The sequence below is a fragment of the Abyssibacter sp. genome, from assembly GCF_964229365.1.
GTDB lineage: Bacteria > Pseudomonadota > Gammaproteobacteria > Nevskiales > OUC007 > Abyssibacter.
On sequence record NZ_CAXRDQ010000039.1, the window covers coordinates 118,944 to 135,433 of the forward strand.

The following is a 16,490-nucleotide window of genomic DNA, read 5'->3' on the forward strand; positions in this document are numbered from 1 at the left end:
CGGTCGCCGCGGGGTCAGTGATACCCGGAGCCCGTCGGCACCTTGCCGCGAAACACCCAGTAGTTGTGTGCCGTGTAAGCCAATACAAACGGCAGAATCGCCGCCAGTCCGACGCCCAGAAAGATCTGCGATTCAGGCGGAGAAGCGGCCTGCCAGATCGTCAGTGATCGCGGGACGATCCAGGGCCATAGACTGATCGCCAGGCCACCGAGGGTGATCAGAAACAGCACAACGCTAGCGACAAACGCCATCGCATCATGGCTGTCATCGCGCAGGCCGTACCAAACCAGCCACCCGGTAACCGCCGTCGCCACGGGGATCGGGGCAAGCACGAACAGGTTCGGCAAACTGAACCAGCGGGCAGCGATGGCCGGCTCCAGCAGCGGAGTCCAGACACTGACGACCGCGATGCAACCAAGGCTTGCCACCAACAGCATGCGAGCCCGCCGTCGCATGAGGATCGCCAGCGGCCCATCGGTCTTCATGTTTAGCCAGGCGGCCCCGAGCAATGCATAGGCGATCACGACGGCCACACCGGTGAACAGTGGAAAGACACCGAACCAGTGGAACTGATGGTCCACGCCGCTGGCGCCCCGAACATAGGCGCCAAGAATCACGCCCTGCGCGAACGCGGCCACCATCGAGCCTGCGCAAAAGGCCAGATTCCATGGCCACCGACTCCGAAACTTGAACCGATACTCGAACGCCACCCCACGGAAGACGAGGGCTATCAGCATCAGCATGATCGGCAGATAAAACGCGGCCGTGAGAATGCCGAAGGCTTTGGGGAACGCTCCGAACAACACTGCTCCACCCAGCACCAGCCAGGTCTCGTTGCCATCCCAGATCGGCGCCAGCGAGTTCATCATCCGGTCGCGGTCGTCCTCGGTATCGGCGAACGGAAACAGAATGCCCACACCCAGATCGAAGCCATCAAGCAGCACGTACATCGTCACACCGAACGCGATCGCCCCGGCGAGTAGCAGTGGCAGCAATTCGGTCATGCGGTCGCAAACCTGGGTTGTTGCTCGGGCTCCGGCCCGGTGGTCGGCCCTTTGCGGATCAGCCCCAGTATGACGCCGATGAACACGAGCAGCAGCAGCAGATAGACGACCGAGAACAGGGCGAGACTGGTGGCGACTTCACTCGTCTGCACGGTGGCCGAACCGGAATCTGCCGTTCGCATCAGGCCGGCGACAACCCAGGGCTGGCGCCCGATTTCGGTGGTCACCCAGCCGGCAATCACTGCGAAGAAACCTAGCGGGCTCGCGGCGATCAAGGCCTTGAGGTAGAGCGGATAAGCAAACAAGCGGCCGAGCAGCAGCAAGACCAGTCCGGTGGCAGCCAGCGCGATGAACAGCATGCCGATACCGACCATTACACGGAACGAAAAAAACACCGGGGCGACCGGCGGTCGATCCTCGGGCGGCACCTCGGTCAGGCCTTTGAGCTCACCGTCGAGTTCATGCGTGAGAATCAGGCTGGCGATCTTGGGGATGCCGATCTCGAAGTGATTCTTCTCGGCAGCCTGGTCGGGAATCGCGAACAGCAGCAGCGGCACGCCGGTTTCTGTATGCCAGTGACCTTCCATTGCCGCGACCTTCATCGGCTGATGCTTGAGGGTATTGAGCCCATGAAAGTCGCCGGCGACCAGCTGCAAGGGCGCGAGCACCGCGGCGGTGATCACCGCCAGCCGCAAGGTCATGCGGCCGAACTCGGCATGGCGGTCACGCAACACATACCAGGCGCCGACCCCGGCGGCGACGAAGGCCGTTGTCAGCAGGCTGGCCAGAACCATGTGAGTGTAGCGATAGGGAAACGACGGGTTGAACACCACCGCCCACCAGTCGGTCGCGTAGAACACGCCATCGCGCACCTCAAACCCGGCCGGCGTGTGCATCCAGGAATTGGCCGCCAGAATCCAGAACGCCGAAATCAGGGTGCCAATCGCCACCATGCCGGTGGCCATGATATGCAGCCAACCCGGCACACGTTTCCAGCCAAACAGCATGATCCCGAGGAAGCCTGCCTCCAGGAAGAATGCAGTCAGAACCTCATAGGAAAACAGCGGCCCCAGCACATTGCCGGTGGCTTCGGAGAACCCGGCGAAGTTGGTTCCGATCTCGTAGGACAACACGATGCCGGAGACCACCCCCATGCCGAAGTTCACCGCGAAAATTCGCGACCAGAACCGGCAGGACTGGAGGTAGATTGCTCGACGCGTCGCCAACCACAAGGCCTCGTGTGCGAACAGCAGCAAGGCCAGACCAATGGTCAACGTCGGGAACAGGATATGGAACCCGATCGTCAGGGCAAACTGGATACGCGAGAGCAGTAACGCGGTCAGCTCCATGGACCGCATCGTAACATGTTGCGGCGCAGCGAACGCCCGGCAGTCAGGTGCTAGACTCGCGGCCAAATGCGCCAGACCCGCCACTCCGCAGACTCCCCAAGACCGGTGCGCGCCGGCGCGCTGCGCGTGTCGGTGGCGTTGATCTGGTTACTGTGCTGGCAATCGGTCGCGGCCGGCCTGCCGGCCACCAGCGCGCAAGGCGACGCGGCGCTGCTGCAGCAAGTCCAGCAAGTTCTCTGCTCGCTCGCGTTCGCGCCCGCCGGTGATGCCGAATCCGGTCTAACCCACTGTCCACTCTGTGCACAGGCAGCGGCGCTGGCCCTGCCTGCCACGGCGACAGGACCAATCCAACCCGTCATACGAGCCTGCTGGCCTGCGGGTGAACCCGCCCTGGGCGGATCCCGGCAGCGAGCGCGACCGCAATCGGCCAGAGGTCCGCCGTTCCGAGCCTGACCCATCGATTCACGTGCCTGCGCCACACGCTCTGTGCGCACGGGCTCAGACCAGTTGATTCAGGACTCTGACATGTTTGCTTTGAACTCTTGGCCGGCGCTGCTCGCGCTGGCGCTTGCAGCACCCTTGTGCGCTGTGGCTCATGACGCGGCATCCCCGCCCCGCCCCGACGACCACGCCCCTATCGGGGTGATGGCCGATCACACCCATCGCCGAGGCGAGGTAATGCTGTCCTACCGCTACAGCGTGATGGGGATGTCCGGCAATCTTGCCGGCACCGATCGCCTGTCTCCAGACACGATCGCAACCCAGGTGCCAAACCGCTTTTCCGGCCTGCCGGGCCAGCCCCCGACGTTGCGCGTTGTGCCCGTCGACATGGTGATGCAGATGCACATGCTCGGCGCCATGTGGGCGCCGACGGATGCGCTGACGCTCATGGCCATGGTGCCCTGGGTACGGTTGCACATGGACCACATCACCTATTCGGGTGGAATGGGAACAGCCAGGCTAGGCCGCTTCACCACGGTTAATGACGGTGTGGGTGACATGTCGCTTGCGGCGCTGGCGTCCATCGTCAACTCATCCAACGAGCGGCTGCATACCTCGTTCGCGCTCGTCGCGCCCACCGGGGAAAACGACGCGACGGCGACCGTACTGGCCCCCAACGGCATGCGGCCGACATTGCGGCTGCCCTACCCGATGCAAATCGGATCGGGCTCATGGGCCATCAAGCCAGGTGCCACCTACGTTCGACGGCACGACCGATGGAGTTGGGGCCTGCAGTACGCCGGCACGATCTACCTGGACGAAAACGACGAAGGCTACTCACGCGGAGACCTGCATCAGCTCAATAGCTGGGCAGCGCGGCTGGTGTCACCGTCGGTCTCCGTGTCGCTGCGTTTGTCGGCCGAAACCGAAGATGACATCGCCGGCATCGATGCCAACATCGTTGCACCGGTGCAGACCGCGGATCCTTGGCGACAGGGTGGAGAACGCCTGACCGTGCTGGCGGGCGCGAATTGGCAGCCGCGCCGGGCTTCCGGCCATCGCCTCGCGGCCGAGTACGGCTACACGGTGTGGCAAGACTTGAACGGGCCGCAGCTTGAGCGCGATGCTCGTCTGGTACTGGGATACCAACTGAGCTGGTAACGGCGAACAGTTCCGGCGCCAGGCGCAAGCCTGTCGCCGGACTCTGAGTTCGTCGGCTACTCGATGCCGCTCACCCCGCGAGCGACCTTGAAACCGGCCTGTTCCAGCGCTTCGATGATGCGCTGGGCATGGGCTTCGTCCTGTGCCTCGACCAAGGCGTCGAGCACGGCATCTTTCGGGTGGTGGATGACCTGCAATCGCTGGTGATGCACCTGGACGATATTGCCACCAGCCTGGCCAATCGCGGCGGCTACGCGACCCAGAAAGCCCGGACTGTCCTGGATGGCAACCTGCAAATGCACCAGCCGCGATTCCAGCACGAGCTGGCGCGTGAGCACCGAGGCCAGCAACCGCGTGTCGATATTCGCCCCGCAGAGGACCAATCCGACCTTGCGCCCGCGATAGCGCTCCGGTTCGGTCAGCATCGCCGCCAGCCCGGCCGCGCCGGCACCTTCGACGATCACTTTTTCGACGTTCACGATCAGGCCGACGGCGCGCTCGATGGCCGTTTCTGGCACCTGGGCGAACTCGTCGACCCATTGGCGTATCACGTCCAGGGTCTGATGGCCTACATTCTTGACGGCAATCCCCTCGGCGATCGTCTGCCCGCCCTTGGGCAGGTCGGGTTGCCCGGAGATCGCCGCCCAGGCCGAACAGTAACCTTCGGATTCAACGCCGATCATGCGGATATCTGGCTTCATCGCCTTGGCGGCCACCGCGCAACCACTCATCAAGCCGCCACCACCGATAGGCACGACCAGCGTGTCGAGATCGGGCTGGTCTTCCAGCATTTCCAGCGCCACCGTGCCCTGGCCGGCCATCACGAGGGGATCGTCGTAGGGATGAACGAGGGTACGGCCTTCGGCCACTAGCTCTTCCATCTTGCCCTGCGCCTCGGCGAGGTTCTCGCCATGCAACACCACGGTGGCGCCGAGATCACGGGTGTTTCTGATCTTGGTGAAGGGTGTGTTCACGGGCATGACGATGGTGCTGTCGATGCCCAACCGGCGGGCGTGGTAGGCCACGGCCTGCGCATGGTTGCCAGCCGACATGGCCACCACTCCGACCTGCCGTTCCGCCTCGCTCAGCGACGCGAGCTTGTTCAACGCACCGCGTTCTTTGAACGAAGCCGTAAACTGGAAGGTCTCGAACTTCAGATAAACCTCGGCGCCCGTCATCTTCGACAGCACGCGAGATCGTTGCAACGCGGTTCGCGTGACCTGCCCTGCCAAAGTATTGGCAGCCGCCCGGATATCGTCGAAACAGATCATGGCGTCGTGCAACCCGTAAAAAAACAGCGGCGCAGTGTATACCCGTTCAACCAGCGTCCGCCGGCTGTGGCAACTCGATTGTGAAACACGCGCCCTGGCCCAACTCGCCTTGCGCGCTGATGCTGCCATTGTGTGCACGGATGATCTTTTCAGCGATCGCCAGGCCCATGCCCAGCCCGGGATAACGACTATCGGGATTGAGCCGCTGGTAGACCCGAAACATCCGCTCGACGTGATCCGGCTTGAAGCCGATACCGTTGTCACGCAGCTGATACTGCACCCGGTTGCCAGCGGGCGTCAGTTCACCCGCCAACTCGATACGAACCGGACCGTCGGGTCGGCGGAACTTGAGTGCGTTGTGGACCACACATTGCAGGGCTCGCGCCAACTGCTTGGGCTCTCCGACGAGGGGTGGCAATGCGCCGACACACAGGTAAACGGGCCCGAGCGCGAACTCGTCCTCTAGCTCCGCGAACACGATTGCAAGCAGGTCTTGCATGTCGATACGCTGCCAAGGTCCAGCGTTCCGCGTCGCTCGTGACAGATCAAGCATGGCCCCCAGCATGCGGCCCATCGTGTCTATCGCAGTCTGGATCTGATCCAGATAAAAGTCGCTGCCGTCGGGCAACTGGTCACCGAAACATTCCAGGAACAACTCGTGAAAGCCACGCGCAGCCCGCAGAGGCGCGCTCAGGTCATGCGAGACGATGTATACGAAGCGTTCCAACTCCACATTGAGCGCATCTGCGCGCTCTTTGGCCACCTGCAGCTCCGAAATATCCGTGGCCACACCCGCGACGCCGCTGACCTGTCCACCGATGTCACGTAGCGGAAACTTAGTGCTCAAAACCGTGCGCGCCACTCCGTCAATGACGACGGTCTCCTGCTGGTTCAACGCCTGCCCGGCCGTCATCACCTGCCGATCTTCGGCCTGGTAATGCGCTGCCTGCTCTGGCTCCAGGAAGGCGTCATCGGTCTTCCCAAGCGCGAGTTCGGGTTGTTCGACGCCGAGCATCCGGCACCAGGCCCTGTTCACCAGTAGATAGCGTGCCTCGCGGTCCTTGGCATAAATGACGGATGGCGAGTGGCGGATGATGTTATCGAGTAGCTGCCTCGCCTCGTGCAGTGCCAGTTCGGCGCGCTTGCGCTCATCGATATCAAGTAACGCCCCAGCCAGACGCACTCCACCATCCGTGGCCGCCACTGCCTCGCCCTTGAACGCGAACCACCGGCACTGGCCATCCGGCTGCCGGAGCCGCACGGCGTGGTCGAAGGACACCTGGCTGTTGCTGGCCTCGAGCACTTCGAACACGGCCTGATCGTCGGCATGTGCCAGGTCGCGAAGCAAGGTCGAGCTCGGCGCGTGGTCGGCAGGGGCCAGACCCAGCATGTCGAACATGCGGTCAGACCACCACATCGCGCCATCGCTACCCTGTTCACGTTGCCACAATCCGACGCCTGAACCCTGGATCGCCCGCGCCAACGATGCTCGCGTCGTCGCCAGCTCCCGGATCAGTTGTTGTTCGCGCAGTAAATTGCTGCGTGCCCGGACCAGCAACAAGAGCATGAGCAGCGTGAGCGGCAGCCCCAGCAACAGAAAATACGTGAGCTGAAACTGGCCGCGAATTGCATTATCAGGCCCGTGCAGGTCGCCCCACATCGGAGGCAGGGTGATACCCAGCACGGCGAGCCAAACGATCAGATTCATGACCAACGCAACCCGCGCCGTTGCCAGCAGCGTCACCAGCATGAACAGCAGCGGAACAAACCCGAAAATGGGCATGAAGACGCTGGTCGACGGGTCGGCAAACACCGGGCCGTGCATTACGCTGGCGACTCTGGCCAGCAGACCCAAGGCCACGACCCCGGCGAGCACGTTGCCACAAGCAGCCGTGAGCATTGGCCGTGACAGGCACACCAGGCCAGGCAGCAGACAGAAGAGCGCCGTAACGCCGGTCGCCGCGTACTCGACCCAGGCGTGATGAGGCAGACGGGAGATCGTGAGCGCGAGAAGACCGCTGAGCACGGTGAGCCCGAACGAGGACACAATCACCGTCCAGCGCTGTGTCTCCTGCGGTCGTTGCGGCGAGTCGGACACGGACCCGGTGGACGACATCATCGGTGGAGCCCCTCCCGAATGTCGACGCCTTACCTCGGGCAGGTCATGCGTCGATCAAAGGACTGAGCATAGCGAATCGCCGCCTGAGTTCCGGCGCTGTACGGGCCAGCACCGTCACATGACCAACCTTGCGGCCAGGGCGAGCCGACTTGCCATAAGCGTGGATGCGCAGCCCCGGAATCGCCGCCAGGTCCACTGTGCGCGGCATTTCGCCGATGGCGTTGACCATCACACAAGGCTGGATCAAGGTCGTGTCACCTAATGGCAAACCCAGCACCGCGCGCACATGGTTCTCGAACTGACTGCATTGCGCGCCGTCAATGGTCCAGTGGCCCGAGTTATGGACACGTGGTGCGATCTCGTTTGCCAGTAGACGACCATCAGCGACAAAGAATTCAAACGCCATCACGCCGACATGATCCAGTGCGCGCATCACACGGGCCAGAGCGGCTTCTGCGGTCGCTTGCAGCGCGTCGCCTTCCAGTGGCGTGGACCGACGCAGAATGCCGTCGTGGTGAACATTCTCGGTGAGTGGATAGCAGCGAATCTCGTCGCCGCGGCTACGCACGGCGATCATCGAGACTTCGCGCTCGAACGACACAAAGGCCTCCAGCACGCAGGGTTGTTCACCGACCGCAGACCAGGCCGCGGCCAGCTCGTCCTGGGACCGAATAACGACCTGCCCCTTGCCGTCATAACCGAATCGCCGGGTCTTGAGCACGGCGGGCAGCCCGACGGTGGCGGCGGCCTGCCGCAACGCACCGATCGAATCGACCTCGACCCAGGGCGCAACCGCGATATCCAGATCTTCGAACAGCTGTTTTTCATGCGCGCGATCCTGCGCGCACGCCAGGGACGTTGCTCCGGGGGCAGAGGGAACCAGCCGGGCCGCGTGTTCGACAGCCGATACCGGCACATTCTCAAATTCGTAGGTGACGGAGTCCACATCCCGCACGAATGTCTCCAGCGCCGCAGGGTCCTGATAGTCACCTCGGATGTGACGGCCTGCCGCCGCCGCACAGGGCTCAGTCGCGGGATCGAGAAACTGACACCGCACATCCAGCGGCAGGGCCGCCAAGGCGAGCATGCGACCCAGTTGGCCGCCACCGAAGATCGCCAGTTTCATGCCGGTACACGTGGGTCTGGATCATCCAGCACCCGGGTGGTCTGCGCCTGGCGGAACTGCTCGAGGGCCGCGTGGACCGCAGGCTGATGCGCGCCGACGATGGCCGCCGCCAGGAGACCGGCATTGACCGCCCCCGCGCGTCCAATCGCCAGGGTACCGACCGGCACGCCGGCGGGCATCTGGGCAATGGATAGAAGCGAATCCATCCCGTTGAGCGCACGCGACTGTACCGGCACACCGAGGACCGGAACCGTCGTCTTGGCCGCGACCATGCCGGGCAGATGCGCGGCGCCGCCGGCGCCGGCGATGATCGCCAGCAGACCACGGGCATGAGCAGTTTCAGCATATTCGAACAGCAAATCCGGCGTGCGATGCGCCGAAACCACGCGAACCTCGTGGCTCACTCCGAGGGATTCCAGTTTTTCCACGGCATGTTGCATGGTGTCCCAATCTGAACGGGAGCCCATGATGACGCCGACGACAGGGGATTCACTCACCAAATTGCTCTCGCCATTGTTGGGGTTAAAACCGGCCAATGCCTGCGCGCCACGTGGCGGCACAGTGCATAACAATCAACCGGCTTATCCCCCGAGGGAAAGCGCCATATTATGGCATGCGTGATATCGGCAGAGCGACCGTGAACACGCGACTCAGTCCACGCGGAAGACGGCGTTCACCATGGCTCGAATGGCAATCTGGCCGGTCTCGTAGCCCTGGCTCGCGTCGGCCGATTCCGCAGACATGCGTAGCGCCATGTGCGGCACCGGTTGCGGCGGCTGTGCGCTACCGCTGGTGACTGTCAGCGGCCCTGCCAAGCGAACATCCAATGCGTCCGCCAGAACCTGCGCCTGTGCCTTGGCGTCCTTGGCCGCCTTCGCCAGCGCTTCGCGTTCCAACGATGCCCGATCAGAATGATCAAACATCGGTGGCTGTACCTGATTCACTCCGGCGTCGACAGCCCCGGCCATCATCTCGCCGAGCTTCGTCAGTTCGTTGACCTGAACGATGATCTGACGTGTGACCACATAGCCCTGCAACTCGCGACGCCGAGGCTCGCCGATCCAGGTGTACTCGGGCCGGATATTGAGCCCGGTGGTCTTGACCTGATCCCGCTTCACGCCGAGTCGATCGGTGAGGGCCAGCACGTGCGCAACCACCTGATCAGCCTGTTTCTGCGCTGCCGACACCGAATCCGCCTGATGCTCCACGCCCAGTTGCACCGTGGCTTTGTCGGGCGCGACCTGTAACGTCGCCTCGCCCGTGACCGAGATCGTATTCGCAGCCTGCCGCGACGGCTCTGCCCCAAGCTGCCCGCATCCGCTCAGCAACGCGCAAACCAGTAAACCCTTGAACCAGCGATACTCCATCCCAATCTCCTCTGTATGTCTGCGATCGCCTCAGACAGGCCGAGCGACGTGCCGGTTCCTGGGCGCGATACAATTCATGCTCATCAATCGAGGGGTATCCCTCGCTTCATTGCCCGGACTCCCAGACTATGCACGGCTCTACCAGCGAACCCGTCACTCTACGCCGAGATGTGATCGGCATTCTGATCCCTGCTGGTGACAAGGTGGAATTGCCGGAGGAAACCGATGCGGTCATCACGCAGGCGCTAGGCGGCAGCTACACCATTTATGTCGAAGGCCATCTGTTCCGCATCGATGGGAAGGACGCTGACGCCCTCGGAAAAGAACCCGAAGGCGCATTGACCTTGCCGGAGGATGCGAGCGATGCCGACGTCGAGAAGCTGATCTGGGAACAGATGAAAACCTGTTACGACCCCGAGATACCGGTGAATATTGTTGACTTGGGCCTGATCTACTCCTGCCAAGTCGAACACGACGCAGATGGGCGGAAGGTACGGGTCGACATGACTCTGACAGCGCCGGGCTGCGGAATGGGCGACATTCTGGTGAACGATGTTCGCACCAAAGTGCTGCAGGTTCCGACGGTCGAGACTGCCGACGTGGAACTGGTCTTTGATCCGCCGTGGAGCCAGAGCATGATGTCGGAGGCGGCGCGACTCGCAACAGGCATGATGTAGCCAGCGAATACCGCAGATTCGCCGCCGCAGTCGCTATCGCTTCAAGCGCGCGGCAGACATCCACTCGTCGGCCAGATAACGACAGAGCGCCGGGATCAAATGCATCGCCGTATCGGCGGACTTGCCGTCCGCCAACCGCATGATCTGCTGGTAGTACCAACCTTGCTGTCCCAGCACGTTGAGCAGCTTGAGCGGAAAAAACGACGAGTTTCCACCCCAGACTCCGGTGCCCAGCCGTACGGACGACTCATAGGCCGGGGCAGCTTCACGTTCGCCGTTCAATAGCTGCATCGGCACGTTCGGGTCGGTACACAGCGGCCGACCAAGACCGATCACATCGGCATCGCCCGATTGCAGCGCGGATTCCATCACGGCCATCGTGCGGAATCCGCCCGTCACCATGAGCGGCATTTTCCGGACGTCTCTGACCTTGGCAGCAAAATCAAGAAAATAGGCCTCGCGCTCGCGCGTGCTATCCCTCAGCTCACGCTCATCGGCCGCGGATTCGTCGCGGCCGCTATACCCCAGCAGGCGTGGTTGCTCATAGTTGCCGCCGGAGATTTCCAGCAGGTCGATGCCTTCGTCATTTAGCCATTCGACGACCTGCAGACAATCGTCCTCGCCGAAGCCACCTTTCTGAAAGTCAGCCGAATTGAGTTTGACGGCGACGGGGAAGTTCGCGCCGACCGTGGCGCGCACACGCCGCACGGTCTGGAGCAGGAAACGGGCGCGATTGTCCAACGAGCCACCCCATTGATCTTGCCGGCGATTGGTGACCGGAGAGAGAAAGGACGACAGCAGATAGCCGTGCGCAGCGTGAATTTGAACGCCGGTAAACCCGGTGCTTTGCGCAACACGGGCGACCGTAGCGAAGCGCTCGACGAAATGATGAATCTCGTCCTCGGTGATCGCCCGCGGCTTGGCGTAGTTGCCCGCGAGGTTCAATTGAACCTCGGACGGCGCGAGTGGCTGGCGTGTCACGTAACGCGGACTTTGGCGGCCGGCATGCGAGATCTGCATCCATAGCTGGTTGCCTGCGCAGGTTCCTGCCCGAGCCCAGGATTCCAGCATGGCCAATCCGCCATTACCATCAATCGCGACGTTCCCGGGCCGTTCCAGGACGCGGCGATCAACCATCACGTTACCGGTGAGCAGCAACCCGGCTCCGCCGCGGGACCATCGGCGGTAAAGATGCTGGTGACGCTCGGTCGCCCGTAGCCAAGGATCCGCCAGCCCTTCCGTCATCGCGGCCTTGGCGAGCCGGTTCGGCAACGCGACGCCGCAGGGCAGCGTCAACGCGGCGCTGATCGTCGATGAATTCTTGGTCATGGCTACTCCCTGGCGACATTCAACAGGGCCATTGTTCCACGCTACCGCGGCGATAACCCGGACATGACCTCTAGCGGCCGAAGCGACTACACTTGCGCCATGCTGAAGTGCCGCCTCCCCAACACCCGCCTAATCATTGCCGTGGCCTGCCTGCTGATCCCAATTAGCTCGGCGAACGCGGATTGGCTGATCCTGCAACGCATCACCGATGCGCAGGGCGACAAACGATCGGCTTACACCTGGGTTGGCGAAGGGCGATTGCGCTACGACGATGGCCGTATCGCCCTGATTGCAAACGCTGACACCAATGTTGTGCACGTATTGGATCACGAGCGCAGAACCCGCATGACCCGACGCTTGGCCGACAGCCGCATGCCTTTGGCACGGGCGTTCGAGCCGGAGAGTTCGGGTGTTCACCGACGCTGGCCGGTCGAACAATATCGACTCAGCAAGGATGGGTATGAGGTTGATGTCGGCATGACGAAAGCGGTCGACCCGCTCCTAATAGAACGCTATCGAAGCATGTTGTCGGCGGTGGGCGCGGGCACCGACAATCGGATTCTTGAGTTGCCTGGACTGCCTGTCTGGACGACCTTCACGGACTCCAGCTCGGGCCGGGTGGTGGGACGTCGCGAAGTCATGAGCGTCGTCGAACGGTCGCCCTATACCGCTACTTATCGGATCTCAGGAGATTATCGGACCATTGACACAGAATGAACGGGCAGCGGCCAGCAAGTCGAGTACGTCGAACCAGGGACCAGCTATGCACATCGTAGGCGTCGATATCGGCTTTGGTTTCGCCAAGGTCACCGATGGCAAGCAGGTGGAGATCTTCAAGTCAGTGCTGGGCGATCCCGCCGACATACAGTTCCGGGAAAGCTTGATCGACGGCGCGTCCGAACGTCCGCCGCACCGACACATAGAAACCGAAGACGGCGCCTGGTTTGTCGGAGAGTTGGCTGAATCACAAAGTCGCGGACGCACGTTCACGCTGGATCAGGACAAGCTGGTCACCAGTTTTCTGCGTACGCTCACACTCACTGCGCTCTCCGCCGTGGTTGAAGACGGCACACCGGTGCGGCTGGTGACCGGATTGCCCATCAGCTATTACCGTCGGCACAAGGATGAACTCGTCGAGCGTCTGCAGAAGCGGCACGAGTTTGCGGTAATCGACCATCAGGGTGTCCGGACGACGCGCAGCCTGAACATCGAACGCGTGCGCGTTATCCCGCAACCGTTTGGCACGATGTTCAATCTACTGCTGAACAACGTTGGCCGCGCATCCGACAGGCGTCTGGCAACTGAGAAGATTGGCATTATTGATGTTGGTTTCAAAACAGCCGATTACACGATCTCCAACAAGACCCGTTATTCCGAACGCGGCAGCCAATCAACCGACGCGGGCGTGTCCAAGGCGTTCAAGGGCATCGCCGCCGCGCTGCATGAAAAGAGCGGCGTCAACGTCGAACTCTACCGACTGTACGACGCGGTCTCGGAGGGCAGCATCAAGATCCGCGGACGCACATTCGATCTGGAAAAAATCACCGCTCACGCCATGCAACGCCTGGCAACGAGTATCGCAACCGAGGTCAATCAGCTGTGGGCAGACGATTGGGACATCGATTCCATAGTCATCACTGGAGGCGGCGGCGCTGCGTTGGCACCGTATCTTTCCGGGCAGCTGATCGGGCAGGTTCTTGAAGTGAAAGCCGGTGAAGACACCCGGCTCAACAACGTTCGTGGCTACCAAAAATACGGCGTGCATTTGTGGCAGAGATAAGCGAAGACTGGTTGAACAGTCTGGAATACCAATCGATCGTAGCGCCGACTCTCAAGGTTTGTGCAAGCATCGCGGCATCCCGTAACGAACCCTGGCTGGCCACCGACCTCCCCTGCATGCTCGCCGTGCACCATGTCGTGACGCGCCTTCTGGGCATCTACTCCGATGAGTGGGGCAACCTCGGGGAATCCTCTAGCTCTCAAGCCTTGGATAAACTGCCTGACGCGACGCTTGCACTCGTCATGAAGGAAGCCGAGTTTTCATTAGATGCGGTAGCCGAGTGCATCGACGCCGTGCACCGAGCCCATCAGATGCTGCTGGATGAGCAGGTCTTATCTGCACAGGAGCCGATGCTCAATGCCGCCTGGCGGGCTCTGACCGCCAGTGACGAAGTCAGTGCAGAAGCGCTGATTGGTGCGGTCGCTGGCAACGTCGTCCAAGCGGTTGACGATTGGGAGCAAACCCGCACGAAACAGTAATTGGACGATCGTTCATTTACGGGCTGAAATCACGGGTGTATGGTTCGATCTCTGACAGAGCAGGACGCTCGCTACGAGGTACGTCATGAGCACACCCGCAGAAAAATTCACGAGTCGGGACACCGATCCCGATATCTCGGCAATTGATTCGATATTCCAGGCTCAGCAGCGCACCGCACTTGAGTGGAGACGCTCGACCGCGGCCGAACGAATCAGCCGGATCAAACGACTCCTAGCGCTCGTTCAGGATAATTCGGAGCGAATCTATCAGGCGGCCTACGCTGATTTCCGCAAGCCGGAAACGGAGGTCGATATCTCCGAGATCATGCCGGTAGTCGCTGAAGCGCGGAAGAATATCAAGAAGCTCAAACGTTGGATGAAGCCCATGCGGGTTCGTCCGACGGCTACAACGCTGGGAACCAAGGCTTGGGTTCAGCACGAGCCCCGTGGGGTGAGCCTCATCATCTCGCCGTGGAATTACCCGCTGAATCTGAGTTTCATGCCGCTAGTCAGCGCGCTCGGCGCCGGGTGCCCGGCCATCATCAAACCATCAGAGATGACGCCGAACATGTCCGCGCTGATGCGAGAGTTAATCGAGTCTGCGTTCGACCCCAGCGAAGTGGCGGTTATCGAAGGCGACGTGCGCGCCTCGCAGGCACTGCTTTCGTTACCGTTCGACCACATCTTCTTCACGGGCAGCCCCGCTGTCGGGAAGATCGTCATGAAGGCGGCCGCCGAGCATCTCACGTCCGTGACATTGGAGCTCGGGGGCAAGAGCCCCGTCATCGTCGACCAGACCGCAAACGTCAAACGGGCCGCTGAGAGCATTGCCTGGGGCAAGTTCTGCAACAACGGCCAGACCTGCATCGCGCCCGACTATCTTTACGTACACGAGTCCGTACACGACGAGTTCGTTGCTGCAGCGGCAAAACAGATCAACACGTTTTATGGAGATAATCCGGAAGCTAGCGCGGACTACTGCCGAATCGTCAACGAACGCCACCATGACCGTATTCACGGGTTGATGCAGGATGCCGTTAACCAAGGAGCGCGACTCGCACATGGCGGGCAGTCCAATGATGACGAACGATTCATTGCCCCAACGCTTTTGACCAACGTGCCCAAAGACGCTCGCATCATGCAGGAAGAGATCTTCGGTCCACTGCTACCGATTCTCACCTACAGATCGCTGGATGATGTGCTGGAGCACATCAACGCCAACGAAAAGCCGCTAGCGCTTTACCTCTTTACGAAAGACAAGGGCACCATGCAACGTGTGATGTCCACCACATCGGCCGGCAGCACCGGCATCAATACCAACATGGTGCAATACCTTCACGGCAATTTGCCGTTCGGCGGTGTCAACAACAGCGGCATCGGCAATGCCCACGGCCATTGGGGCTTCAAAGCGTTCTCGCATGAACGATCGGTTGTCCAAGACAAGTTCTCAATGACCAAGATATTCAATCCTCCGTACACCGACTTCGTGAAGAAGATGGTCAAGCTCACGGTGAATCATGCCGCGTAGCTAAACTGCAGCATAGTAAAAAGGGCGCTATTTAGCGCCCTTTTTATGTCCGGAAACTGGACAAAACACGCGAGGCATAAAAAAACCCCGGACAAGAAGTCCGGGGTTTCGGTTAGGAGCCTGGCGGTGACCTACTCTCACATGGGGAGGCCCCACACTATCATCGGCGCTAAGCTGTTTCACTTCTGAGTTCGGGATGGGATCAGGTGGTTCCAACTCGCTATGGCCGCCAGGCAATCGGCGTGAGGACGCTTGGAGCACAAGTCTCCGGCAAGCAATGCTTACCCCTCAAATTCGGTTATCAGTCAACTGTTTTGTAGTGTTCTCAAGCATAATGCTTGCGGACATCGAAATCGGAAGAACGCTTGAGCGTTATATGGTCAAGCCTCACGGGCAATTAGTACTGGTTAGCTTCATCCATTACTGAACTTCCACACCCAGCCTATCAACCTGGTGGTCTTCCAGGGCCCTTCAGTGACCTCGAGGGTCAAGTGAGATCTAATCTTGAGGTGGGCTTCCCGCTTAGATGCTTTCAGCGGTTATCCCTTCCGAACGTAGCTACCCGGCAGTGCCACTGGCGTGACAACCGGAACACCAGAGGTTCGTCCACCCCGGTCCTCTCGTACTAAGGGCAGATCCTCTCAAATCTCAAACGCGCACGGCAGATAGGGACCGAACTGTCTCACGACGTTCTAAACCCAGCTCGCGTACCACTTTAAATGGCGAACAGCCATACCCTTGGGACCTGCTTCAGCCCCAGGATGTGATGAGCCGACATCGAGGTGCCAAACTCCTCCGTCGATGTGGACTCTTGGGAGGAATCAGCCTGTTATCCCCGGCGTACCTTTTATCCGTTGAG

Annotated in this window: 14 protein-coding genes and 2 rRNA genes; 6 read left to right on the forward strand and 10 right to left on the reverse strand. The window is 61.1% G+C overall.

All coding sequences use genetic code 11. From position 1 onward, the window contains the following. Positions 1 to 14: 14 nt before the first annotated feature. Together ACE1EY_RS06575 and ACE1EY_RS06580 are read right to left on the reverse strand one after the other, a co-directional pair. Complete coding sequence (locus tag ACE1EY_RS06575; protein WP_291514487.1) at positions 15 to 1,004, reverse strand: cytochrome d ubiquinol oxidase subunit II; 990 nt, start codon at positions 1,002 to 1,004, stop codon at positions 15 to 17. Beyond that, positions 1,001 to 2,353: a cytochrome ubiquinol oxidase subunit I gene (locus ACE1EY_RS06580; RefSeq protein WP_291514486.1), complete on the reverse strand. Its 1,353-nt coding sequence runs from the start codon at positions 2,351 to 2,353 to the stop codon at positions 1,001 to 1,003. The genes ACE1EY_RS06575 and ACE1EY_RS06580 overlap by 4 nt, the downstream gene beginning before the upstream one ends. 525 nt (positions 2,354 to 2,878) lie before the next feature. On the opposite strand from ACE1EY_RS06580, the gene ACE1EY_RS06585 reads away from it, so the two are divergent. Further along, positions 2,879 to 3,955, forward strand: a complete 1,077-nt coding sequence (locus tag ACE1EY_RS06585; RefSeq protein WP_291514485.1) for a transporter — start codon at positions 2,879 to 2,881, stop codon at positions 3,953 to 3,955. A 56-nt stretch (positions 3,956 to 4,011) separates the two neighbouring features. On the opposite strand, the gene ACE1EY_RS06590 is transcribed toward ACE1EY_RS06585, so the two are convergent. From ACE1EY_RS06590 to ACE1EY_RS06610, 5 genes are all read right to left on the reverse strand, one after another. Further along, positions 4,012 to 5,226 carry a threonine ammonia-lyase gene (locus tag ACE1EY_RS06590; RefSeq protein ID WP_291514484.1) on the reverse strand — a complete coding sequence of 405 codons (1,215 nt, stop codon included), beginning with the start codon at positions 5,224 to 5,226 and terminating at the stop codon, positions 4,012 to 4,014. 46 nt (positions 5,227 to 5,272) lie between these two features. Further along, complete coding sequence (locus ACE1EY_RS06595) at positions 5,273 to 7,345, reverse strand: PAS domain-containing sensor histidine kinase (RefSeq protein ID WP_291514483.1); 2,073 nt, start codon at positions 7,343 to 7,345, stop codon at positions 5,273 to 5,275. Between the two features lie 43 nt (positions 7,346 to 7,388). Further along, positions 7,389 to 8,471 (reverse strand): 5-(carboxyamino)imidazole ribonucleotide synthase, encoded by a 1,083-nt coding sequence (locus ACE1EY_RS06600; protein ID WP_291514482.1) that lies wholly within the window; start codon positions 8,469 to 8,471, stop codon positions 7,389 to 7,391. Then, a complete protein-coding gene (gene purE, locus ACE1EY_RS06605; RefSeq protein WP_291514492.1) occupies positions 8,468 to 8,938 on the reverse strand; it encodes a 5-(carboxyamino)imidazole ribonucleotide mutase in 471 nt (156 codons plus the stop codon). The genes ACE1EY_RS06600 and purE overlap by 4 nt, the downstream gene beginning before the upstream one ends. A gap of 183 nt (positions 8,939 to 9,121) precedes the next feature. After that, positions 9,122 to 9,838 carry an SIMPL domain-containing protein gene (locus ACE1EY_RS06610; RefSeq protein WP_291514481.1) on the reverse strand — a complete coding sequence of 239 codons (717 nt, stop codon included), beginning with the start codon at positions 9,836 to 9,838 and terminating at the stop codon, positions 9,122 to 9,124. A gap of 128 nt (positions 9,839 to 9,966) precedes the next feature. Between ACE1EY_RS06610 and sufT the strand changes: the two genes are divergently transcribed. After that, complete coding sequence (gene sufT / locus ACE1EY_RS06615; protein ID WP_291514480.1) at positions 9,967 to 10,515, forward strand: putative Fe-S cluster assembly protein SufT; 549 nt, start codon at positions 9,967 to 9,969, stop codon at positions 10,513 to 10,515. Positions 10,516 to 10,548: 33 nt separating this feature from the next. On the opposite strand, the gene ACE1EY_RS06620 is transcribed toward sufT, so the two are convergent. Further along, positions 10,549 to 11,844 carry an NADH:flavin oxidoreductase/NADH oxidase family protein gene (locus tag ACE1EY_RS06620; RefSeq protein WP_370299751.1) on the reverse strand — a complete coding sequence of 432 codons (1,296 nt, stop codon included), beginning with the start codon at positions 11,842 to 11,844 and terminating at the stop codon, positions 10,549 to 10,551. A 99-nt stretch (positions 11,845 to 11,943) separates the two neighbouring features. On the opposite strand from ACE1EY_RS06620, the gene ACE1EY_RS06625 reads away from it, so the two are divergent. From ACE1EY_RS06625 to ACE1EY_RS06640, 4 genes are all read left to right on the forward strand, one after another. Beyond that, entirely contained in the window at positions 11,944 to 12,561 is a 618-nt protein-coding gene (locus ACE1EY_RS06625) for a hypothetical protein (RefSeq protein WP_291514478.1), read from the forward strand. Between the two features lie 46 nt (positions 12,562 to 12,607). After that, positions 12,608 to 13,624: a ParM/StbA family protein gene (locus ACE1EY_RS06630; protein WP_291514477.1), complete on the forward strand. Its 1,017-nt coding sequence runs from the start codon at positions 12,608 to 12,610 to the stop codon at positions 13,622 to 13,624. An 11-nt stretch (positions 13,625 to 13,635) separates the two neighbouring features. After that, positions 13,636 to 14,103 carry a hypothetical protein gene (locus ACE1EY_RS06635; RefSeq protein WP_291514476.1) on the forward strand — a complete coding sequence of 156 codons (468 nt, stop codon included), beginning with the start codon at positions 13,636 to 13,638 and terminating at the stop codon, positions 14,101 to 14,103. 85 nt (positions 14,104 to 14,188) lie between these two features. Then, positions 14,189 to 15,631 (forward strand): aldehyde dehydrogenase family protein, encoded by a 1,443-nt coding sequence (locus ACE1EY_RS06640; protein ID WP_370299752.1) that lies wholly within the window; start codon positions 14,189 to 14,191, stop codon positions 15,629 to 15,631. 118 nt (positions 15,632 to 15,749) lie between these two features. On the opposite strand, the gene rrf is transcribed toward ACE1EY_RS06640, so the two are convergent. Both rrf and ACE1EY_RS06650 read right to left on the reverse strand, forming a co-directional pair. Then, a 5S ribosomal RNA gene (gene rrf / locus ACE1EY_RS06645) occupies positions 15,750 to 15,865 on the reverse strand. Positions 15,866 to 16,007: 142 nt separating this feature from the next. Then, positions 16,008 to 16,490: ribosomal RNA gene (locus ACE1EY_RS06650) — 23S ribosomal RNA — on the reverse strand; the annotation flags it as partial.